This window comes from Collinsella sp. wc0583 (genome assembly GCF_046116915.1).
GTDB lineage: Bacteria > Actinomycetota > Coriobacteriia > Coriobacteriales > Coriobacteriaceae > Collinsella.
Genome location: NZ_JBJXBN010000002.1, coordinates 151,605 through 173,546, shown reverse-complemented (window position 1 = coordinate 173,546; position 21,942 = coordinate 151,605). Strand labels below are relative to the sequence as shown.

The window sequence follows — 21,942 nt, the reverse complement described above, 5'->3', positions numbered from 1 at the left end:
GCAGTTGCGGTGGAATAGTTCCTGTTTAAAGCCCCATGACTTTGATTTAGGGACTATTCCACCGCAACTTATTGGAGGATTAGCTAGTCCTTGGGCGTCCAGGACCAGAAGAAGTTGATAAGGGCCACACGTGAGGTGGTGCCGGTCTTTTTGTTGATCGAGGAAATGTGACGGTAGAGCGTTGAGCGCGAAAGGAAGAGCGTTGCGGCGATGTCCTGAACGCTCTGGTCCGAAACGACCAAGACCTCAAGAATATCGCGCTCGCGCTCTGTAAGCCCAAAGGCGGCAACGAAGGCATCGAGGCACTCATCGGGCGTGAACTCCGCTGCCTCCACGGGCGCGGAATCGGAACATGCGGGTGCAAAATCCCCACCAAAATCGTCGGTAGCAAGTGCCAGTCCATCCCGCATCACGACATCATCGGCTCGTCGCCCCAACTGCCCCAGCAGCGTACGTCCCCAATGAGTGGCCGAAGAGTGTCCCCAGCGACTAGCCAAAAATGGGCCATATGTCCCAGTTGTGGAGACTCGTTGAGCCGTCTGGGTATCGTGAAAGATCGCGCACTCCCCCATCATCAAAAGTGACACACGCTACCTGTTGATGGGAGGCAGCCATGGGCTTCTTTGACAAGATGTTCGAAAAGAAAGAGTGCGCGATTTGCGGTACCGAGCTGGGACTTTTGGGAAAGACCAAGATCAGCGAAGGCTACCTGTGCAAAGAGTGTGCCGGCAAGCTCTCCCCCTACTTCCACGGCTATCGCTCCAGCACCGCGGACGATATCCGCGAGCAACTCGCCTACCGCGAGGCCAATGCCAAGCGCCTGGCGTCGTTCAACCCCACGCGCACACTCTCGGCCGGGCGCACCAACATCATGCTCGACGAAGACGCGGGCCTGCTGATCATCACTTCGCAGAGCCGCTGGCGCGACGCCAATCCCGACATCATCGAGTTCTCACAGGTACTCGGCTGCGATATGGATATCGACGAGCATCGCACCGAGATCTATCACGAGACCAAGGACGGCGAGCGCGAGAGCTACAACCCGCCGCGCTATGACCTGGATTACGACTTTAATCTGACCATCCACGTCAACACGCCGTACTTTACCGAGATCAACCTGCGCGTGAACGACTCCACCATCGATCAGCGCGGTTCCATCGAATACCGCGAGGCCAAGCGCCAGGCAACCGAGGTCCGCGACGCGCTGGTGCAGCTGCGTCAGGAAACGCGCGACAGCGTCGTGGCCGCTAAGGCCCCCAAGACCGCGGTCACCTGCCCCTTCTGCGGTGCAACCACCATTCCCGATGCCAGCGGGCGCTGCGAATACTGCGGCGGCGCCATCGGCGCATAGCCTCCGGCAGCGAAAGGACCGATCATGGCCTTCGAGAGCGTCAACTATCAGTGCCCCGCGTGTGGCGGCCCCCTTCACTTTGCCAGTGCCGAGCAAAAGCTCGTCTGCGACTACTGCGATTCGCGTTTTGAAGTCGAAGAAGTCGAGGCCCTCTATCGCGAGCGCCAGGACAAGGCAGATGCCAAAGCCGATGCCGCAGCCGCGGCCCCCAAGCCTGCTGTCGACGATGCCGTGCAGGAGCTGGCTCAAAACGCCGGCTACATCTGCTCGTCGTGCGGCGCCGAGCTCGTGTCCGACGGCACCGTCGCCGTCACCACCTGCCCGTACTGCGGCAACTCCGCCGTGGCACCCGGCCAGCTCTCGGGCGACTTCTCACCCGACCTGGTGATTCCGTTTAAGCTCGGGCGCGACGATGTCATGGCCGCGCTCAAAGACCACTACAAGGGTAAAATCCTGCTGCCCAAGAGCTTTGTCACCGGCAACCACATCGACGAGGTCCAAGGCGTTTACGTGCCGTTTTGGCTCTACGGCGCCCGCGTTGACGGCGAAGTGTACTTTGACGCGACCAACGAGACCGTGACCGAGGAATCCGACCGCACCGTCACGACCACCGACCACTACGACGCCTACCGTAAGGGCAATATCTCGTTTGAGCGCGTGCCCGTCGACGGATCGTCCAAGATGCCCGACGGCCACATGGACGCCATCGAGCCGTTTGACTACGACGCGCTGCGCCCGTTCTCGGTCGCCTATATGCCCGGCTACATCGCCAACCGCTATGACGAGGATTGCGAGACCTGCAAGGCGCGCGCCGAGCGTCGTATGGAAGAAAGTACGATTTCGGCCCTGCGCGAGACCGTCGTCGACGAATATGACGACGCCACGGTCGAAAGCAAGCAGCTCGACTACACCTGGGAAGACAGCGACTACGCCCTGTTCCCCGTGTGGATGCTCTCCACCTCGTGGAACGGCAAGAGTTACCTGTTTGCTATGAACGGCCAAACCGGCCGCATGGTCGGCGAGCTTCCCTGCTCCAAGCCCAAGCTCGCTATCGCCTCGGTGCTGTTCTTTGTGATCGGGTTTGTCCTCTCCCAGATTCTCTTTATGGGTGGGAATGCCTTCGATCCGGACTACCTCACCTTTGATGTCGAGAGCATCCTCATCAACATCGTCGCGCCGTTGATCATCGTAGTCATCGCAGACGTGCTGCTGGTGGGCCAGCTCAAGACGGCCAACGAGGCCACCCACGCCGATTGCTACTGTGGCGAGCTCGACCTGACCGAGAAGCACGACACCTTCAGCCACACCGAGACCACCGTTGTCATGAAGGACAACAAGGACGATTAGCCATTCTGACCAATACCACCCGGCCTTTGACGAGAAAGGAAGATCACCATGGGACTCTTGAGAGCTGGATTGGGAGCTGCCGGCGGCGTCATGGCCGACCAGTGGAAAGAATTTATCTATTGCGAATCGATGCCCGCTGACGTCCTAGCCTGCAAGGGCAGCAAGCGCACCGGCGGCCGCAGCTCCAACACGCGCGGCGAGGACAACGTCATCTCCAACGGCTCGGTCATCGCCGTCAACGACGGCCAGGGCATGCTCGTGGTGCAAAACGGCAAGATCATCGAGGTCGCGCTGGAGCCCGGCGAGTTCGTCTTCGATACCGGCAGCGAGCCGAGCGTCTTCAGCGGCAACCTGGGCGACTCCATCAAGGAGACCTTCGCCAATATCGGCAGCCGTTTTACCTTTGGCGGCGACGCGGGCAAGGACCAGCGCGTCTACTTCATCAACACCAAGGAGATCATCGGCAACAAGTACGGCACTGCCTCGCCCGTGCCCTTCCGCGTGGTTGACAACAACATTGGCCTGGACGTCGACATCTCCGTGCGTTGCAACGGCGAGTATTCGTACCGCATCACCAACCCGCTGCTGTTCTACACCAACGTGTGCGGCAACGTGACCGATAGCTACACGCGCGATAAGATCGACAGCCAGCTTAAGTCCGAGCTGCTCACCGCCCTGCAGCCCGCCTTTGCCAAGATCTCGGAAATGGGCATCCGCTACAGCGCCATTCCCGGCCACACCACCGAGCTCGCCCGCGCGCTCAACGAGGTCCTCTCGGCCGACTGGCGCGACCTACGCGGCGTCGAGATCGTGAGCTTTGGCGTCAACTCCATCGCCGCCTCGCAAGAAGACGAGCAGATGATCAAGGACCTGCAGAAGGCCGCGGTCATGCGCGATCCCACCATGGCAGCCGCCAACATCGCCAGTGCCCAGAGCGATGCGATGCGCGCCGCGGCGGCCAACCCCAACGGCGCGATGGCCGGCTTTATGGGCATGGGCATGGCGGGCGGCATGGGCGGCATGAACGCCAGCCAGCTGTTCGCCGCCGGCCAGGCACAGCAGCAGGCCGCCCCACAGCCAGCTCCGGCACCCGCTCCCGCACCGGCTCCTGCCGCTGCCCCCGCGGCCAGCGCATGGACCTGCAGCTGCGGTGCCACCAACACCGGCAAGTTCTGCTCCGAGTGCGGCAGCCCCGCACCCGCCCCGGCACCGGCCAAGTGGTTCTGCCCCAACTGCGGCAGCGAAAACGGCGGCAAGTTCTGCAGCAACTGCGGAACGCCCAGGCCCTAGCCCCTCTATCTGGTAATTGGCGGGGGATCCGCCACCCCCGCATTTGCTTCTATGGGTTTCGTTCGATAAAGGAGGACACCATGAAGACAACGTTCAAAAAGTCCGTACTCGCATTTCTGACATGCGTACTGGCGCTCGCCTTTGCCCTGACGGGCTGCAGCGGCGGCGGCAAGGACCCCAAGGCCAACTTCGTCGGCAGCTGGCAGTACTCGGGTGGAACCTTGGATGGCGAAGAGCTCACCGATGAGTACATGGATATGCTCAAGGAGTGGGGCCTCAACTGCGTCCTGATCCTCGACGAGGACGGCACAGGCGTCCTCGATATGTTCCTTGAAATCGCCGACCTGAAATGGGAAGCCAAGGACGCCACCACCGTAACGATCACCGCCGAAGATGAGTCGCACGACCTGAAGCTCAAGGACGACAAGCTCGTCCTTGAGGTGGACGGCGACAAGCTTATCTTCACCAAGTCCGACAAGGATCTGTCCGGCACGGTGAAGAAGGATCGCGAGGCGGCCGAGAAGGAAGAGGAGATCGATGAGGCCGTCGAAGACGACGATGTCCAGAGCGTCGAAATCTCCCCCGCCGTCACCGTCGCCGATGACGATCTGTGCACCATCACCATCACCGAGAAGTTCAAGGACGACTGGGGCGACATCGGCTTTGTCGTCAACATCACCAACAAGAGCGACAAGGACCTGACCTTCTACGCTCCTTCCGGCAAGACCAACGTCAACGGCACCATGAAGGAACCCTGGTTCTCGGCTCACCTGATGCCCGGCACCAACGCCACCGAGGAATTCACGTTCTCGAACGGCACGCTCGATAGCCTTGACGACCTCGTCAACACGACCATCGGCATCGACGCCTACCTGACCGATTCCTACGAGGACGTCGCCTCCTACAGCGCAACCATCGCGTAACGGCACGTAACATCAGCCGCGGTTGGCGGACACATCCGCGCACATGTCAGGCGGGGCCGCAGGAGATAATCCTGCGGCCCCGCCGTCTTGCGCCGACAGCACCGTTCGCACAAGCAGGTCGCCCGCCGTTTTCTGATGCAAAACGGCGGGCGACCTATCTTTGGCGTTGGAGCACGGGCAACGCACCGACTACGGGCGCTCCATATTGGGGACGATGCTGCCTTCGGTCACCGCATGCACGGCCAGGCGCATGATGTTGTCGTAGCCGGTCTTGCTTAGGATCTCCGAGATGCGACGCTTGATGGTGCCCTCGCTCATAAACAGCTCGGCCGCGATCTCGCGACGGCTTTTGCCCTCGCAGGCAAGGCGCAAAATCGACAGCTCAACATCGTCGAGTGCCGCCGTGCCCGAAAAAATGCTCTCGGGCGGCTTGGGAAACGTGCAATAGCCCGCCAGCGTGGAGCGCATCACGGCGAACAGCTCGTCGATACCGACGTTCTTGTACACAAAGCTATCGACGCCCGCCTCGCGGGCCTGATCGACAAAGGTGATCTCGGGCATGCCGGTCATGATAATGATGCGACACTCGGGCAGCTGCTCCTTGATGCGCGCCGCCGCCACGATGCCGTTGGAATCATGTTCGGTGCATACGTCCATCAGTATCATGTCCGGGCGCTCCCTGAGCGCGACACCCAAGGCCTCGGAGGCATCGGCGATGGCGGAAACAACGGTCATATCGGGCTGGTCGCCAACGGAGCGCGCCAGGCTCTCGCGCAGGATGGCCTGGTCTTCGACAATTAACACGCGGATCATGAGCTTCTCCTTTGGACCGTGGCGCTGGAGGCGAGCGGAATGGATACCGTAAGCGTAAAGGGTGGGGCGGCATGGACCTCAAGGCTGCCGCCCAGATTCTGTGCGACATGCCTCATACCAGGGATACCCGTTCCCTCGCGATACGATACGGGGGCCGGGGACCCGTCGTTAGAAATCGTCATGTGCGCGATGCCGTCAGCATCCGCCCCCTCCTGCCACAGACGCACGTGGACCCGATGCGCCTGCGCATGCTTGGTGGCATTGGTCGAGGCCTCACGGATAATCTGCAAAAATGCGGCGGCGACACGCACGTCCTCAGGCAGCGCACCCTCAACATCGATCTGCACACTCACCAGGCCAAAAGCATGGATGATATCGCCCAGCTGCTCTGCAGGCTCGCTGGCACCGTCACTACGCAAATCGGCGGCGATTGAGCGCAGCAACGGGTCAATCTGCTCGAGTGACTCGTCATCCAGGCGCCCCTCCTCCAAATAGCGATGAAGAATGGACAGGCGCTGCCCGATCACATCGTGCACGCGGGCGCGCATACGTAGGTAAGCCGCATTGTCGGCAACCTTTTTAACTTCTTCGATCTGGGCCTGGAGCTCTTGGCCCGCAAGCTCAAGCAGGTGGTTGGCTTGCGCCAAGCGGTCATGAGCATGCGCGTACTCTGTCACATCAAGACCGATAATGCGCTCGAACGAACGGCCCGAAACCATAACACGATCGCACACAAACAGGCGAATCTCGGCGGGAGAGACCTCGACTACCGCACGCGCCTCACCAAAACGGTCCAGATTAATCCGCACACGGTTCCTACTGCTTTCGGGCATTTGCATGCTAAGTTTGCGCAGGTCGTTCCATGTGCCGCTCATGTCGCGTAGATCGGTTGGCATATGAAGCTCCACCAGGTTTTTACGCATGCAGCGGTTCATGAGCAGCGGACGGCCCCTCGGGTCTAGATACAGGATGCCCACGGGAATCACGTTGATGGTTTCAATCGTCGAGAATGCGGTGATATCCTCCTGGCGGTTACGGACGTCCATCAAGAGCGCCGCGATGGAACGGAACAGGAAGAACGCTCCCTCTGCGATAGGGACAACGGTCCACGCCGAGCCCATGGCAAAAACCACCGGCGGTGTAACGGCGACAACAAGCAGCAGCTCGACCAGCATGACGGGGCGACGACAGTGCACCATAAGCAGCACGCCATAGGCAAAAATCGCGGCATTGAGCCACAACGCTCCGCCCATTGCCCTGGCGCAAACGTCAAGCGGTGCCACCAGATACGAGCCAGACGACGCGAATAAGATGAGCGCCGAAATCATCAGGTGAAGCACAAGGCTCGCCTCGTAGGCGCAAATCACCTTACGGTTATAGGACGAGCGGCGCGATGCGATGAGCGGGACGTGGATCGTCTGCAGACACGCAGCCAGGGCAAAGACAACATCGAGCGCAACAATTTGGGGAAGAATGAGCGAAATCTGCATCGTCACTCACCCGCCCTCGGCATCAAGACGATCATGCGCAGCTGGCCGGGCTCGCCCTCAAAGCGGTATGCCACGTTGCGCCCTTGCAGAGCGCTTTCGAGCTCTTGCGCAGCGGGCGTCTGCGAAAGATCTTCATCATCGTTGGAAAAAAGCGTGGCGCGCAGCTCGACACTGCATCGGTCATGGTCGCCCAAGTGATACATAAGCGCCGGATGGTCGGTGGTGTAGGCAAAAAACGCAAAGTCATACACGCAGTCGTACAGGGCGCTTACCGTACTGGCGTGCAACGGGCGCCGTATGGCGATAATCGAGGCGCAATCGATATCGATGGTGCGCAGGTCGCTTGCGAGTTCATTGGCAATGAGCTGAATGCGGTCGCGATCAAAACCGCTCTCCCCGTGCTGTGCCAACGTGAGCGACCCCTTGCGCTTGCAATAGGCGACGAGCATCTTGGCGCGCTGCAGCATGCGATAACGCTCGTGCGAAGACGCTTCGTCGGTCAACGGCGGCAGCGAGCTCAGCAGGTCGTACATCCCTTCGAGCGCGCGGGCAAGCGCTTGGTCCACGTCTTGGACCAGCAAGGTCTCGGCCTCTTGATCTGCCAAATGCGTCTTAAGGTCGTAGTCGGCGGCGAGCAGCTCGTTTTGACGCTGCAGCTCCATACGACGATGTGCCAGTTCACGGTTAAGCTCATTGAGCTCCGACACGTCTTGGGCAAGCAGGGCCGATCCGCCCAGCAGTGGAAAGGCACGGTACATCACATCGGGATCGGACGCCACGGCAAAGGCATGGGCGCGGCCGTGCTCCTGGGTCCGCAACTCCTCGCACACGCCTACCGGCATTGGCTTTGACACCGGCGTGGCATAGACTTCCTGCAGGTCGCGCGTTAGAACTTTGAGGTCAAGCGGTAAGGTGTCGAAGATGCCGGCGATGTCGTGATACGACGGAATGACACCGCAATCGAGACAGATTTCCATCGCCACCACGCACAGGACGCAATAGACGAGCGAAAAGTTGAGCCTCCATGCCCAGGGCACGCGCAGAGCATACGAGACGGCAAAGAATGCGCCGCCCAGTAGTACGAGCGCCGCCGTGCCCGAGAAACGCTGGATGCGAAAGGAAGAGGACCGACCAACCAGGATAAAAAAGGCCACGAAGTCAAAGGCCGTCCACACGAGGACGGCGAAATAACCCCAGCCGTACGTGTAATCGTTGCTCCAGGTGTCGCTTGTGCGATCAAAGCGGAAGACCTGCTGATGAAAATCGTTGGTGAGCACAAATCCGATAAGCAGGATGGCCGCAATCCACAGCGCAGCGCAGTAGCGGCGACCCAGGCGGTGTTGTTCCAGGCCCGCAAGGCGCAGGCCGCAGAGCTGGTAGAGCAGCGGAATGAGCGTCATGGGCACGTAGTACAGATACCACAGCACGGTGGCATAGAACGGCGTGAACGACTTGTACTTGAGAATGACTTCGATCATCCACAGGGCGCAGATGGTGGCGACGGCAACAAGGCGGCGACGCAACACATAGTCCAAACAGCGCAGATAGACCGATACGCCCCAGATCGAAAATACAATTGCGGCGACAAGCAGCGGGAGAGAGCTCGAATGGGCGAGCGCATCCACGACCTCTTCGGACACCTTGCTATAGGCGGGCACGGCGTTAGAAAGTTTGGGGTCGAAGGCGAACAGCGCCGGCAAGACCGCCAAAAGCATGAGGAACAGCGCGGTGATGGCGCCGGCGATAGCAAAGACGCGATGACGGTACACCTGATGTGTTATGCCAACAAGGAATCGCGGCATGGCGAAGAGCCTGCCGCCCCTGGGATCCGCCACGGGTGCGGATCGGGCGGCCGCGTGGCCGATATGTCGCTCGCGGGTATCCATAGTCCCTTTAGTGTACCGACAGATGGGCCGAAAAAGCGGGCCGCATGTCCCAAAATCCGCAGACGGCAAGGCGCCCGGTGAGCATTAACTGCTCGCCGGGCGCCTTGATTAGGAGACTCTGAAGTTGAGTGTCTCAGCTTCCTTAGGACAGGTCCTCACCATTCGTCTCAATGACGTGCTTGTACCAGTCGAAGCTCTTCTTTTTGGAGCGCTTGAGGGTGCCGTTGCCTGCGTCGTCGCGGTCCACGTAGATAAAGCCGTAGCGCTTGGACATCTCGCCCGTGCCGGCGCTCACCAGGTCAATCGGGCCCCAGGTGGTGTACCCCAGCAGGTCAACGCCGTCCTCGGTCACAGCATCACGCATCGCGGCAATATGCTGGCGCAGGTAGTCGATACGGTAGTCGTCGTTGATGGAGCCATCCTCCTCGACAACATCCTTGGCGCCCAGACCGTTCTCGACCACAAACAGCGGCTTCTGATAACGGTCGTACAGGTCGTTAAGGGTGATGCGGAAGCCCAGCGGATCGATGGCCCAGCCCCACTGGCTCTCCTGCAGATAGGGATTCTTGGCGCCGGCGAAGGCGTTGCCCTGGGTGCGCTCGACATCGGGGTTATCGGCACCGGCAGAGCAGCGGGTGCTGTAGTAGCTAAAGCTGATGAAGTCGACGGTGTTGGCGGCCAGGATCTCGCGGTCCTCGTCCGTCATGCCCACATCGATGCCCAGACGCTCGAGCTTCTTGACGGCATAGGCCGGGTAGTAGCCGCGGCTCTGGACGTCGACGAAGAAATAGTTGCTCTGGTTGTCAATCTGCGCTTGGCGCACGTCGCCCGGACGGCAGCTGTAGGGGTAGTAGCTACCTGCGGCGAGCATACAGCCGATCTTGACCTCAGGATCGATCTCGTGGGCAATCTTGGTTGCCCAAGCGCTGGCGACGAGCTCGTTGTGGGCGGCCAGGTACTCGACGGCCTCCTTGTTCTCGCCCTCCTCAAAGACCAGACCGGCACCCATAAACGGCAGGTGCAGGATCATATTGATCTCGTTAAAGGTGAGCCAGTACTTCACCAGACCCTTGTAGCGGGTAAAGATCGTGGTCGCGAGGTTCTTGTAGAAGTCGATGAGCTTGCGGTTGCGCCAGCCGCCGTACTCCTTGATGAGGTGAATCGGGCAATCGAAGTGTGTAATGGTCACGAGCGGCTCGATGCCGTGCGCCTGGCACTCGCGGAATACGTCCTCATAGAAGGCCAGGCCAGCCTCGTTGGGCTCGGTCTCGTCACCGTTGGGGAAGATGCGGGTCCAAGCCAGGCTCATACGGAAGGTCTTAAAGCCCATCTCGGCAAAGAGAGCAATGTCCTCCTTGTAGTGGTGATAGAAATCGATGCCGGTCTGCGCGGGATAGTAATAGCCGTCCTCGAAGTCGAGCATCTTGCGCTGGCCGGAGACCACCGCATAGCGCTCGGGGCCGTGCGGAGCCACGTCCACGTTGGCCAGGCCGCGGCCGTCCACGTCGTAGGCGCCCTCGCACTGGTTGGCAGCCGTTGCGCCGCCCCACAGGAAGTCATTACGGAAAGCCATGCATCAATCCTTTCATACGCTGCTTGTCCTGATTTCAGGATCCCCGCAAACGGGGTGCCACCCAACGACAACGACGCAGGCCGATACTTCTTTTCGCACACGGGCGCTCGGCAGCCGCCCACAGCTGACACTTTTTGATACCCGCCTGCCCAAACCACCACAAAGGGGACAGGCACCTTTGTGGTGGTTTGGGGCGGTTTGTCTCGATCTGTAACAGGTAGAGACGATTTAGCCCGCTAGATGTTACAGATCGAGACAGAAGATTCTAGTCGCAGGCGATATCGAGGTTCTTGCCGATGAGGCCTACGTAGCCGCCTTCGCCGGCGGGATATTTGACTGAATAGGAAAAAAAGGAAAAAATAGGAAAAAAAGGAAAGGAGACTCATGACTGAAACCATCTTCTCCCCCTCATTTGGAAATCGCCCGTCCTATCTGGTGGGGCGCGGGAGCGTGATTTCGACATTCATCTCCGGCCTTGAGCAGGAGCCGGGCAATCGAGACCGAGCCATGCTCATGCTCGGCCAGCGAGGCAGCGGCAAAACGGTTCTGCTGTGGGAACTTGCCGATCGCGCACGCAAGCTCGGCTTTGTTGTCGCCACGCCCACCGTAGCCTCCGAGGATATGCTCGAGCGCATTGTTGAGAAGATCCAGGAAGCGGGCGAGCCCTACGCCAACAAGCATCGTCTCCCCAAACTTGCGGGCGGCAGCCTGAGCGTCTTCGGCTTCTCAGCCGGCCTTGAGTTCACGCGCGATGTGCAGGAAACCAAAAGCTTCCAGTTCAAGCTCACGCAGCTGGCGCGCAAGCTGACCGAGCAGGGACACGGCATCCTCATCCTCATCGATGAGCTCCAGGCCAATTCACCCGAGATCAGACAGCTCGTCACCGCCTATCAAGAGCTGGTCGGCGAGGGGCTCAACGTCGCGCTCGTCATGGCGGGCCTCCCGGGAGCAGTCTCCGCGACACTCAACGACCGCGTACTGACATTTCTCAACCGCGCACGCAAGGTCACGCTCGAACCGCTTTCAGTTGGAGATGTGGATGCCTACTATCAGCGAGCTTTCGAAGAGCTCGACCTTGATATTCCAGGCGATCTTCGGCTGGACGCCGCTCGCGCAACTCAGGGCTCGCCCTACATGCTGCAGCTCATCGGCTACAACATCGCCAATCGTTGCCAGGCAGGAGAACACGTAACGCCAGAGCAAGTCGACGGAGCAATCGAAGCGTCAAAGGTCGATTTCGAAAACGATGTGTGCGAAACGACACTCGCCGCGCTATCGGACCAAGACGTCGCGTTTCTCGACGCAATGACTGATGACGAAGCCGCCGTGTCTCGCATTTCTGATGTTGCGAAGCGCATGTCAGTCACACCGGACTACGCACAAAAGTATCGCCGGCGCCTCATCGACGCCGGCGTAATCGAACAGGCGCGCCGCGGTTACGTGCGTTTCGCCGTACCATATATGGCTGACTATCTGCGCAGCCAACTCTAGGCAGCCACCACAAAGGGGACAGGCACCTTTGTGGTGGTTGGGGGCGGTTTGTCTCGATCTGTAACAGTTGGGCCGCCAAAACCGGGCTTGGTGTTACAGATTGAGATTGTTCGGTCTGTCCCCTACAGTTTGTCTAAATCTGTAACAGGTAGAGACGATTTAGCCCGCTAGATGTTACAGATTGAGACGGAAGATTCTAGTCGCAGGCGATGTCGAGGTTCTTGCCGATGAGGCCTACGTAGCCGCCCTCGGCAGCCTTGGGGCTGTCGGCGTGGCAGAGAACCCACTTGTCTGCCTTCCAGTAGCAGTAGCTGTCACCGGCCGCGGGCATGTCGGCCGCGGCCTCGGGGCGCGGACCATTGGTGCCAGCGGGCAGCGCCACCATCACCTGGAAGCCACCGTCGTCGACCATGCACGGCGTGTAGTGGAGCGTGGTGTTGAAAACCTCGACGACCTTGCCCGCCGGCACGCGGAACGCCTTGACGCACGCGGTATCGAGCTTGCCGTCCTCGATCTCCCAGCGATGTGCCACGAGCAGGATAAAGTCGCGTGCACCCAGGTTGAACTCGCTCGCGCGGTGGTACTCCAAGCAGTTGAGCTGCGTGTTGTGGCCGTTGCACCAGCCGAGCTGGAAGGGACGACCGCCAAACATGAGAAAGCCCAGCTTATCGGCATCCTTGACGCCCTCGAGCTCCGGCGCGCTTGCTACGTACTTGCTGCCCTCGGGGATGGGCGTAGCGGAAAGCGCCTCGAGCACGGGCGACGTAAGCTCGGACGGAACGTTATCCCAAACGTTGCCATAGGACTTGAACTCGGGATCAGAGACAGAGTAGATATGCATGTTCGCTCCTGTTCGTTTGTGTGACAGTATGAACATTCTAGAACAAACTCGTCCTGTTTTGAGCACTCGGTATGAAAAAGCACCCCCGCAAGAGCGGGAGCGCTTCTAGTACAAACACTATTCCTGCGAGGGGCCTTACGCCTGCTGATAGTGCAGGTGCTTCTCGTCGATATCGGCCAGATCGCGGTCGAGGTAGCGGCGCGCGAGCCAGTTAGCCATGGGAAGGTTCTGGTCCAGGTAGTTGCCGCACTCCTCGGGAGCGGCACCGGGGACATCGCCCTCGAAGTCGGCGACAAACTCAAACAGCTCGCGCACAAGCGGCAAGATCTCCTCGCTCGTCAGCTCGCCAAAAACGACGAGGTAAAAGCCCGTGCGGCAGCCCATGGGGCCAAAGTAGACAATGCGGCTCGACCACTCGGCATGGTTGCGAAGGAACGTCGCGCCCAGGTGCTCGATGGTGTGGCACTCGGCCGTGTTCATGACCGGCTCCTTGTTGGGCGTGGTCAGGCGCAGGTCAAACGTGGTGACGGCAGCACCGGTCGCCGGATCGCGGTCGATGCGGCTCACATAAACGCCGGGCTCAAGCAGTAGATGATCAACGGAAAAGCTCGCGATGCGCTCCATGGCAGATCCTCTCGATAGTCAAATTGGGACGGGGCTCTTTTAGCTGGTTCGAATAGTCGCACCAATCATACCAGTCAAAAAAAGCCCCATCCAAAAAGACAACTTAGCCAAGGACACGGGCCATGCGCGTCTTGAACTCGGACAGGAAGCGCGGAGCGTCAACAGTCAGCGCCACGAGTGCGCTCTTGTCGGGGTCGGCCACACGGCGCTCATCGCAGATGGTGCGGCCGCGATACTCGCCGAGCAGGTCGACGCGCAGGTTACAGCCGAGCGCGCCCACGAGCGTGGGGTCAATCGCCACGGCGACGGCAAGCGGATCGTGCAGCGCGCAGCCACCAAGGTAGGGGGCGTTCATCTCGTACGAGCCAATATAGTGCTCCACCATGCTCGCAAACGCGCAACCGGCCATGGTGCCCGAGCCCGTCCAGCCGGCAATGTCGCGACGCGTGAGCACCACGCGATGCGTCACATCCAAACCCACCATAGTGAGCTTGCGGCCCGAACGCAGCACGGCGTCGGCCGCCTCGGGATCACTTGCCATGTTGGCCTCGGCGCCCGCGCTCACGTTGCCGGGCACGGTCAGGGCGCCGCCCATAACCACCACGCGGCCGATAGACATCACCGCTGCCGCATCGCGCTCCAGGGCAAGCGCCAGGTTGGAGAGCGGGCCGGTCGCTACGTAGACCAGATCGGGACCATAGGTGCGCGCGGCATCGATCAGATAATCGACCGCAGCGTTACCGTCGGCAGACGTCGCCCCCACCGGCTCGTAGGGCGACGCCGGCACGCTCGCGCCGCCGATGCCGTTCTTGCCGTGAATGAGCGCGGTGGACGCCGGCGGCGTATAGGGCTCAGTCGCCTGCAGAGGACGGTCGGCACCCAGGTACACCGGCACCTCGGGACGACCCAACAGGTCGAGCACCGCCAAGCAGTTATGCGCCGACTGGTCGACGCGCACGTTGCCAAAGCACGTGGTAATGCCGACGAGCTCCACCTCGGGGCTCGCGATGGCATAGGCAAGCGCCATCGCATCGTCCACACCCATATCCAGATCAAGGATCAGCTTCTTAATTGCCATTGTTCTACTCCGCTTCTCCGTCTTGTACTAAATCGTCTAAATCAAACACGCGCTCAACTTCGGCACGCGTGGGAATCGACTGCTGTGCGCCCAGGCGCGACACCGTCACCGCCGCGGCGCGTGCGCCCACCGCCATGCACTCAAAGAGCGGCAGGCCCTCCAGACGAGCTGCAGCAAGCGCACCGATAAACGTATCGCCGGCGGCCGTGGTATCGACTACCGTGTTCGAAAGTGCCGGCATGCGCAGCAGCTCGCCGTCATCACCGAGCGTAACCGAGCCGGCGCCGCCCAGCGTGATGACCGCGGCGCCGGCACCCTTGGCGAGCAAGGCATTGAGCGCCGCGACGCAGCTCGCATCATCCGCGGGCAAGATGCCCGTCAGCACCTGGCATTCAGTCTCGTTGGGACAGACCAGGTCGACCGCAGGCCAGGCCTCCGCAGGCAACTCGCAGGCAGGCGCTGGATTAAAGACCGTATAGAACCCCAGCTCGTGAGCGCAAACAAGCGCCTCGGCAGTCGCCACAAGGTCACATTCGCCCTGGGCGATAAAGACGCTTCCGGCAGCTGGGGCAATCTCGCTGGCGTCGCCGTCGAGCTCATCGGCCACCAGACGTCTCAGCGCGTGAGCAACGTCCTCGCCCGCGAGCGCATGGTTGGCGCCCGGTGACAGCACGATGCGGTTGTCGCCCTCGCAGCGAATGATGGTCGCCGTTCCCGTCTCCACGTCATCGCGACGCGCTACAAAGACACAGTCCACGCCGGCGTCTTGGAGCCCCGCCACGAGCGACGTGCCAAATGCGTCGCAGCCGACCGCGCCGATCATATGCGCGTGCGCGCCCATGCGCGCAGCAGCTACGGTCTGGTTGGCGCCTTTGCCGCCGGCGTTGGTGATAAACCCGCTGCCGCCAACGGTCTCGCCCGCACGCGGCATGCGCTCGCACGCCACCGAAAGGTCCATGTTCATGCTGCCGAACACCGCAACGATGCCGCGATCTGCCATGGAAACCTCCTCGTCCGCGGGCTCTGCACCCGCCGTTGGCCGTCAATCGTGCGCTCTCGCGCCTCTATAACTTTAGTTCACTTTGATGTGAACGCGCCCTTGAGGTTGCGCCAGCAGCAAGCATTCACAGGAGCAGGCAGCTACAATGAATATGTGCTGATTATTCTCGTCATTGGATGATGCTGTATGGAACAATTCCCGCGATCGAGCTCGCGCAGCTCACGCCACGCGAGCGATCAACGAGCGCCACACGAACGTTCGCGCGCTAACCGACAAGCCACCGAGCCGCGCCGCGCCGCAGACTCTCATCGCGTGCCCGCCAACAAGGGTGACCGCACCAACAGCGCCGCAAAAGAACAGGCGCCCACGCGCCCCAAATCTCGCTATATCCCCGCCCTCGACGGCCTGCGCACGCTTGCCGTCGTCGCAGTGGTGCTCTATCACCTCAACCTCACGTGGGCTCAGGGCGGCCTGCTCGGCGTCACGATCTTCTTTGTGCTTTCGGGCTATCTGATCACGCGCTTGCTGCTCAACGAAGTCGCTAAGACCGGCCGCATCGACCTCAAGAGCTTCTGGATTCGCCGCATCCGTCGCCTGGTCCCCGCCGTGGTAACGGTAGTGTTCGTGACCTGCGCGCTGTGCACCATCTTTAACCACGTGATGCTCACCAAGATGCGCCCCGACATCCTGCCGTCGCTGTTGTTCTTCAACAACTGGTGGCAGATTGCCCAAAACGTCTCGTACTTCAATGCTCTGGGCGACCCCTCGCCGCTCACGCACTTTTGGTCGCTTGCCATCGAGGAACAGTTCTACCTGATTTGGCCGCCACTGCTGTTTGCCATGGTATCCATGCATGTGAGCAAGCCCAACACGCGCCGCGTGGTTCTGGGCCTTGCCGCGGCATCCGCCCTCGCAATGATGGTGCTTTACAACCCTGCCGCCGACCCCAGCCGCGTGTACTACGGCACCGACACCCGCGTGTTCTCGCTGCTGCTGGGTGCCTGGATGGCCTTTATCCCCGATCGCGACCTGGCGCCGGTGCGTCTCGCTCATCGTTTGGGACTCAATCGCCTGGCTGGCGCCGCCAAGCATGGCAAGAACGCCGAGGACAAGCCTGGCAAGAACGCCGACGAATCAGCCGATACCACCCCGGCACAGCCGAGCGCCCTCGTGCGCTTTTGGTCCTCGCCCGCATCCATCGATGTGTTGGGCGTCGTGGGTCTGGTTGGCCTTGCCGCCATGGTCGCGCTCACCAACGGCTACACCGCGTTTCAGTATCGCGGCGGCACGCTGTTATGCTCCATCCTCACGCTCATGGTCATCGCGGCCTGCGTGCAGCCCCAGGGAATGGTTGCCCGCGCGCTGTCCGCCGAGCCGCTCGTGTGGGTTGGCAAGCGCTCGTACAGTATCTATCTGTGGCACTATCCGCTGCTGCTGCTTATGAACCCGGTCGCCAACATCAGCGATACGCCCTGGTGGCAGTACATCTTACAGGTACTTGTGGTGGTCGCCGTAGCCGAGTGCTCCTATCGCTTTATCGAAACGCCGTTTAGGAAGGGCGCCTTCGGCCGCACTGTCGCCGAATTCCGCGATGGCACCACCACGCCCGCCAACTGGGCACGCGCGCACGTCCCTGTCTGCGCAGCCTGCACTGTCGTGTTGGTCGTTGCACTGGGCGGCCTGATCTTTGTGCCCGAAACGTCTGCACTGAGCGGCGAGGGCGCAGAAGTTCTGAACAAGGAAGCCAAAAACACCGCGCCCACCGACCAGCAGGCGGCCGACGACACCGACAAGGACAACGACGGCTTCCCCGATGGCTCCTACGACCTGCTGATGATCGGTGACTCCGTGTCGCTGCGCGCCGTTGATTCCTTTGACGGTGTGTTCCCGCACAGTCATATCGATGCCGAAAAGGGCCGCCAGTTTGATGCGGGCCGCGCGACATTTGAGGGCTATATCCAGCAGAACCTTGCCGGCAAGATCGTGGTCTTTGCCCTGGGCACCAACGGTTTGGTAACGGACGCCCAGGTCGACGCGATCATGGCCGACGCCGGCGAGCAGCGTATTGTCGTATTTGTAAACACGCGTAGCCCGCAGCCGTGGGTCGGGTCCACGAACCAGGCCATCGCCAACGCCGCCACGCGCTACAAGAATGTACGCGTTATCGACTGGTACGGATATAGTGCCAACCGCAATGATCTGTTCGATGGCGATGGCACGCACCTCTCGAACGCGGGTGTGACCGAGTACCTTAAGCTCATCCACGATGCCGTCAAGAAGGACCTGCCCGTGCATCCCGAGGATCACGTTAACGATCCGCAGCCGGCGGCTGTCAAATCCGCTGCCGATGCACTCGTCAGCGCCCTCGCCTACAAACCGCACAAGCTAGGCACCGACAAGTAACGCGCAGCCAAATCTGCTTGCACACGGAGGGGGGGGCGTCGGCCACAACCGACGTCCCCCTCCGGCAGTTAAGGACGGTCCTTATGTGCCGGCACTTAGGGACACTCCTGACACAGCTGATGAATGCCCTCCCCGCGGTCGAATTCTGAGTTCCCCGCCACCCCGAGCGCTGTTTGGAAGCCCCGCGCCCGCAGCAAACACCCCCAGATTGCTCTTTTCGAGCCGGCCCCAAAGGTCTATGGGCAAAAAATGCCAAATATGAGTACTGATACCATTTTAGTAGCAGGCAAAATGCCCAAAATGGCTCCCTCTCGGCCACCACGCCCCTTTGGACCGGCAGCAATAGCGGGTTTGGAACTTGACAGGATTAAAATTAATAAACAGATACCTTGTTTATGTTCATTAATTTCTTCGTCTTAATTGTCACATGAGTAGCAGCAGTACTCATATTTGGCATTTTCTGCCCACACGTATATAACCAACCCCCTACTACAGGCAAAAAACAGGCCGCAGCCCATGGCGGCGGCCTGTTTAGAATCTAATAGAGGTGCTATGCGCTGTAACCCATCGCCTGCAGAACAAACATGACGACCGTCAGCACTGTAATCACACCGATAGTCGCCCACGTGAGCACATTCCACACGCGGCCGTTGCGGTTGGCGCCCATAATGTGTCGATCGGCGGCAATAAGCACCTGGAACACCAGGACCACAGGCAAAAGCACGCCGTTGATGACCTGCGAGGTCATCATAATCTGGAACAGGTCGACGCCGGGCATGAGCACCAGCACGGCAGAGATGCCAATGATAGCCGTAATAATGCCGCGATAGACCGGGGCCTCGTCCCAGCTGCGATCGGCACCGCGCTCCCAGCCAAATGCCTCGCAGATAGCGCTGGACGTAACGCCCGGAAGCACGCAGGCGGCCAAGAAGCTCGCCGCGACCAGGCCCGAGGCAAACAGCACCGTGGACCACTGGCCCGCGATGGGCTCCAACGCGCGGGCGGCGTCGGCAGCATCGCTGATCTGAATGCCCGCAGGGAACAACACCGTACCGGTCGTTATGATAATAAAGCCGGCAATGACATCGGCGGCGATCGAGCCGCTCACGGTATCAATGCGCTGCAGCACGATATCGTCCTCACCCGCATTCTTATCGACCACGTTGTTCTGCGCCAAGAAGATCATCCACGGCGCGATGGTGGTGCCGATCGTTGCGACCACAAGCGACACGTAACTGGGGTCGTTTTGGATGTTGGGCACAACCAGGTCGACCGCCACCTCGCCCCAGCTGGGACCAGCCATAAATGCAGCGACGATGTAGGTCACAAACACGCAGCTCACCAGCAGCAGAATCTTCTCAATGCGCTGGAAGCTGCCCGACATGGTAAGCATCCAAACCAGCAGCGCCACGAGCGGCACCGAGATGCTCGCCGGCACGCCAAAGAGGGCAAGACCGCTCGCGATACCCGCAAACTCTGAGATGGTAACGGCCGTGTTGGCGATCAGCAGCGCCGCCATGGCCAGCACGCTCCTGCGCACGCCAAAGCGCTCGCGGATGAGCGAAGCCAGGCCCTTGCCCGTGACGCAGCCACAACGCGCCGCAGTCTCCTGCGTCACGATGAGCAGCACGGTCATGACAGGAAGCATCCACAGCATCTTGTAGCCATAGCTGGCACCGGCGCTGGAATACGTGGCGATGCCGCCGGCGTCATTGCCCGAAAGCGCCGCCAGAAGGCCAGGGCCCATGGCGCCAAAGATGGCCGCGATGGTCAGCTTTTGCTTGGCGCTCGCCTTTTGCTTCGTGTTTTGCACGCGACCACCTACCCCATGACCGACATGGTGAGCAGCACTGCGGCGATGCAGTACGCCACGCATGAGATCATGACGGCAATGACGTTCATGGCGGTACCCGACGTATTGAGGTCGTGCTCGTCACGCCAGAACAGCACCATCAGGTAAATCACGGCGCACATGTTGCCAATCAGACAAACGATGGCCGCAATGTTAAAGCAGCCGGTAAAGAGCTGCTCTTCAAACATGGGCGCGTCGGGGAATGCGGCGGTGCGCACCAGCTGGGCGCACAGGTAGGTCACGAGCGACAGGATCAGGCCCATGCCCGTGCTCTGGAAGAAGAACCCCAGATACGGCTTGGGCTCATCGTCATGGCCGTCGTACTCCAGGAAGTAGTTCTTGACGAACGACACCATACGCGAGGCAGCCAGCAGCACGAGCGGCATGGCGCACATGGGGAACACCACCAGATGCGCAGAGCCCAGCGCCGTCCCCAGCACTGTTGCCATGATGCACGAGGCAATACCCCACACGACAACCCAGTACTGGCGATGCACAAACCAGCTGAGCACATTCGTCGAGTCGTCGGACGCGCTATCGCCCGAACCGACGCCTGCGATCTGCAGGTCCTCCTGGTGCTCCTCGGCGATAACGTCCATGGCGTCGTCAAAGGTCACGATACCCAAGATGTGACGGTTCTCGTCGCAAACGGGGATGGCGACCAGGTCGTACTTGGTCATCTCGTCCGTTACGTCTTCCTGGTCATCGTCGGGCGACACATACACCAGGTCGCGATAGGCCAGCTGGCCCAGCGTGGCATCGCGGTCGGCCACGATGAGCGTGCGCAGCGAAAGGACGCCGGTGAGCATGCCGCTCGGGTCCTCGGTATAGACATAGTAGACGCTCTCGAAGTCCTCATCGAGCTTGCGGATCGCCTCGATGGCGTCACCGACCGTCGCCGTGGCGGGCAGGGAGACAAACTCCGAGGTCATGATGCGACCGGCAGTGTTGTCCTCATAGCCCAGCAGGTTACGAATCGCCTTCTCCTCCTGAACGCCCATCAGGCGCAACAGCTTCTCGGCCTTCTCGTAATCGAGCTCATCGATCAGGTCGGCGGCGTCGTCCGGGTCCATCATGGCCAGCATCGACGATGCGTCCGTATCGGACAGGCCCTCGAGCATCTCGGTCATAAGCTCGTCGTCGTCGAACTCCGAGATGGCCTCGGCGGCCTGGGCGGTGTCGAGCTGCGCGAACACCTGCGCACGCAGGCGCGGGTCGAGCTGCTCGATAATGTCGGCGATGTCAGCAGGGTGCAGCTCGCCAAGCGTCTTGTGCGACACCGAAAGCTGGATGTTTTTAGTCGAACGGTCGAGCAGGTCCATGTAGGACCAGGCGATGATGTCCTCGCCGAGCGGTTTGCCCAGGTGCTTCATAAAGCTCTCGACGACATGCTCGAGGGCGGGGCTGATCGCGCGCAGCAGACCACGGGCGCCAACTTCGGCACCCAGCAGACGCAGCTGATTTTCGCCCGACATGGAAAACTTGATGTCGTTGACGCGCACGACCTTCATGCCCTGCGTGTCGACAATCTGCTTGTTGAGCACGTCGCGCGCGAGCAAAAGTTCGGTCGGCTGCAGGTACGAAAAACGGATTTCGGTGGCCGGCGACTTAAGGTGTACGCCCGTCTCGTCGATACGGTCGACCCATTTGCGCCAGCTGATCATAAACGGCGTCTTGCCGGGTCCGCGGAACGCGAGCGACGTTACGTGCGGAAAAACTTCGCCGGTAGCAATGCCAAAATCGTTCACAACGCCGAGCTTTTCGCCATCGACGTCCAAGACCGGCAATTTGAGCATCTCACTCAGATAATTCACTGGTGCTCCCCATCATTATCCCTTCGAACTGCGGCCATGCCGGCACGCCGTCCGTGGACTTTTAGATATGTATACGCATGCGCGGGCGGCACGCCGCTCGGCGCTCACACCCCGTACATGCGCAAGAAGCACCTGCATGGGGTCATCGACTGTATGGTCGAGGTTT

17 protein-coding genes are annotated in these 21,942 nt (G+C 60.6%); 6 read left to right on the top strand and 11 right to left on the bottom strand.

Going from position 1 to position 21,942, the window contains the following annotated elements:
• Positions 1–83 precede the first annotated feature (83 nt).
• Positions 84–410 (bottom strand): LuxR C-terminal-related transcriptional regulator, encoded by a 327-nt coding sequence (locus ACKUUJ_RS02425; RefSeq protein ID WP_409064540.1) that lies wholly within the window; start codon positions 408–410, stop codon positions 84–86.
• Positions 411–613: 203 nt separating this feature from the next.
• On the opposite strand from ACKUUJ_RS02425, the gene ACKUUJ_RS02420 reads away from it, so the two are divergent.
• The 4 genes from ACKUUJ_RS02420 to ACKUUJ_RS02405 all read left to right on the top strand — a co-directional run bounded on the left by ACKUUJ_RS02420 (position 614) and on the right by ACKUUJ_RS02405 (position 4,911).
• Positions 614–1,351, top strand: a complete 738-nt coding sequence (locus ACKUUJ_RS02420; RefSeq protein WP_409064539.1) for a DUF4428 domain-containing protein — start codon at positions 614–616, stop codon at positions 1,349–1,351.
• A 24-nt stretch (positions 1,352–1,375) separates the two neighbouring features.
• Positions 1,376–2,698: a hypothetical protein gene (locus tag ACKUUJ_RS02415; RefSeq protein ID WP_409064538.1), complete on the top strand. Its 1,323-nt coding sequence runs from the start codon at positions 1,376–1,378 to the stop codon at positions 2,696–2,698.
• 48 nt (positions 2,699–2,746) lie between these two features.
• A complete protein-coding gene (locus ACKUUJ_RS02410) occupies positions 2,747–3,988 on the top strand; it encodes an SPFH domain-containing protein (protein ID WP_409064537.1) in 1,242 nt (413 codons plus the stop codon).
• Positions 3,989–4,068: 80 nt separating this feature from the next.
• Positions 4,069–4,911, top strand: a complete 843-nt coding sequence (locus tag ACKUUJ_RS02405) for a hypothetical protein (RefSeq protein WP_409064536.1) — start codon at positions 4,069–4,071, stop codon at positions 4,909–4,911.
• A gap of 189 nt (positions 4,912–5,100) precedes the next feature.
• Here ACKUUJ_RS02405 and ACKUUJ_RS02400 read toward each other — a convergent pair whose 3' ends face one another.
• The 4 genes from ACKUUJ_RS02400 to ACKUUJ_RS02385 all read right to left on the bottom strand — a co-directional run bounded on the left by ACKUUJ_RS02400 (position 5,101) and on the right by ACKUUJ_RS02385 (position 10,673).
• On the bottom strand, positions 5,101–5,724 hold the full coding sequence (locus tag ACKUUJ_RS02400; protein ID WP_409064535.1) for a response regulator transcription factor: 624 nt from the start codon (positions 5,722–5,724) through the stop codon (positions 5,101–5,103).
• Positions 5,721–7,214, bottom strand: coding sequence for a sensor histidine kinase (locus ACKUUJ_RS02395; protein ID WP_409064608.1), 1,494 nt, complete (start codon positions 7,212–7,214; stop codon positions 5,721–5,723). The genes ACKUUJ_RS02400 and ACKUUJ_RS02395 overlap by 4 nt, the downstream gene beginning before the upstream one ends.
• Positions 7,215–7,216: 2 nt before the next feature.
• Complete coding sequence (locus ACKUUJ_RS02390) at positions 7,217–9,100, bottom strand: histidine kinase N-terminal 7TM domain-containing protein (RefSeq protein ID WP_409064534.1); 1,884 nt, start codon at positions 9,098–9,100, stop codon at positions 7,217–7,219.
• Positions 9,101–9,242: 142 nt separating this feature from the next.
• Positions 9,243–10,673 carry a 6-phospho-beta-glucosidase gene (locus tag ACKUUJ_RS02385; protein WP_409064533.1) on the bottom strand — a complete coding sequence of 477 codons (1,431 nt, stop codon included), beginning with the start codon at positions 10,671–10,673 and terminating at the stop codon, positions 9,243–9,245.
• A gap of 384 nt (positions 10,674–11,057) precedes the next feature.
• Between ACKUUJ_RS02385 and ACKUUJ_RS02380 the strand changes: the two genes are divergently transcribed.
• The gene (locus ACKUUJ_RS02380) at positions 11,058–12,164 is read left to right on the top strand and encodes an ATP-binding protein (protein ID WP_409064532.1); all 1,107 of its coding nucleotides are present in this window, start codon (positions 11,058–11,060) and stop codon (positions 12,162–12,164) included.
• A 196-nt stretch (positions 12,165–12,360) separates the two neighbouring features.
• On the opposite strand, the gene ACKUUJ_RS02375 is transcribed toward ACKUUJ_RS02380, so the two are convergent.
• The 4 genes from ACKUUJ_RS02375 to ACKUUJ_RS02360 form a co-directional block, all read right to left on the bottom strand.
• A complete protein-coding gene (locus ACKUUJ_RS02375; RefSeq protein ID WP_409064531.1) occupies positions 12,361–13,005 on the bottom strand; it encodes a DUF4867 family protein in 645 nt (214 codons plus the stop codon).
• Positions 13,006–13,140: 135 nt separating this feature from the next.
• Positions 13,141–13,629, bottom strand: coding sequence for an S-ribosylhomocysteine lyase (locus ACKUUJ_RS02370; protein WP_118094890.1), 489 nt, complete (start codon positions 13,627–13,629; stop codon positions 13,141–13,143).
• Positions 13,630–13,732: 103 nt separating this feature from the next.
• Positions 13,733–14,707 carry a nucleoside hydrolase gene (locus ACKUUJ_RS02365; protein ID WP_195239869.1) on the bottom strand — a complete coding sequence of 325 codons (975 nt, stop codon included), beginning with the start codon at positions 14,705–14,707 and terminating at the stop codon, positions 13,733–13,735.
• A 4-nt stretch (positions 14,708–14,711) separates the two neighbouring features.
• Positions 14,712–15,707 carry a ribokinase gene (locus tag ACKUUJ_RS02360; RefSeq protein ID WP_409064530.1) on the bottom strand — a complete coding sequence of 332 codons (996 nt, stop codon included), beginning with the start codon at positions 15,705–15,707 and terminating at the stop codon, positions 14,712–14,714.
• Positions 15,708–16,019: 312 nt separating this feature from the next.
• On the opposite strand from ACKUUJ_RS02360, the gene ACKUUJ_RS02355 reads away from it, so the two are divergent.
• Positions 16,020–18,110, top strand: coding sequence for an acyltransferase family protein (locus tag ACKUUJ_RS02355; RefSeq protein WP_409064529.1), 2,091 nt, complete (start codon positions 16,020–16,022; stop codon positions 18,108–18,110).
• A 550-nt stretch (positions 18,111–18,660) separates the two neighbouring features.
• Here ACKUUJ_RS02355 and ACKUUJ_RS02350 read toward each other — a convergent pair.
• Positions 18,661–19,857 (bottom strand): Nramp family divalent metal transporter, encoded by a 1,197-nt coding sequence (locus tag ACKUUJ_RS02350; protein WP_349124867.1) that lies wholly within the window; start codon positions 19,855–19,857, stop codon positions 18,661–18,663.
• Positions 19,858–19,931: 74 nt separating this feature from the next.
• A complete protein-coding gene (locus ACKUUJ_RS02345) occupies positions 19,932–21,776 on the bottom strand; it encodes a magnesium transporter (RefSeq protein ID WP_409064528.1) in 1,845 nt (614 codons plus the stop codon).
• Between the last annotated feature and the right edge of the window lie 166 nt (positions 21,777–21,942).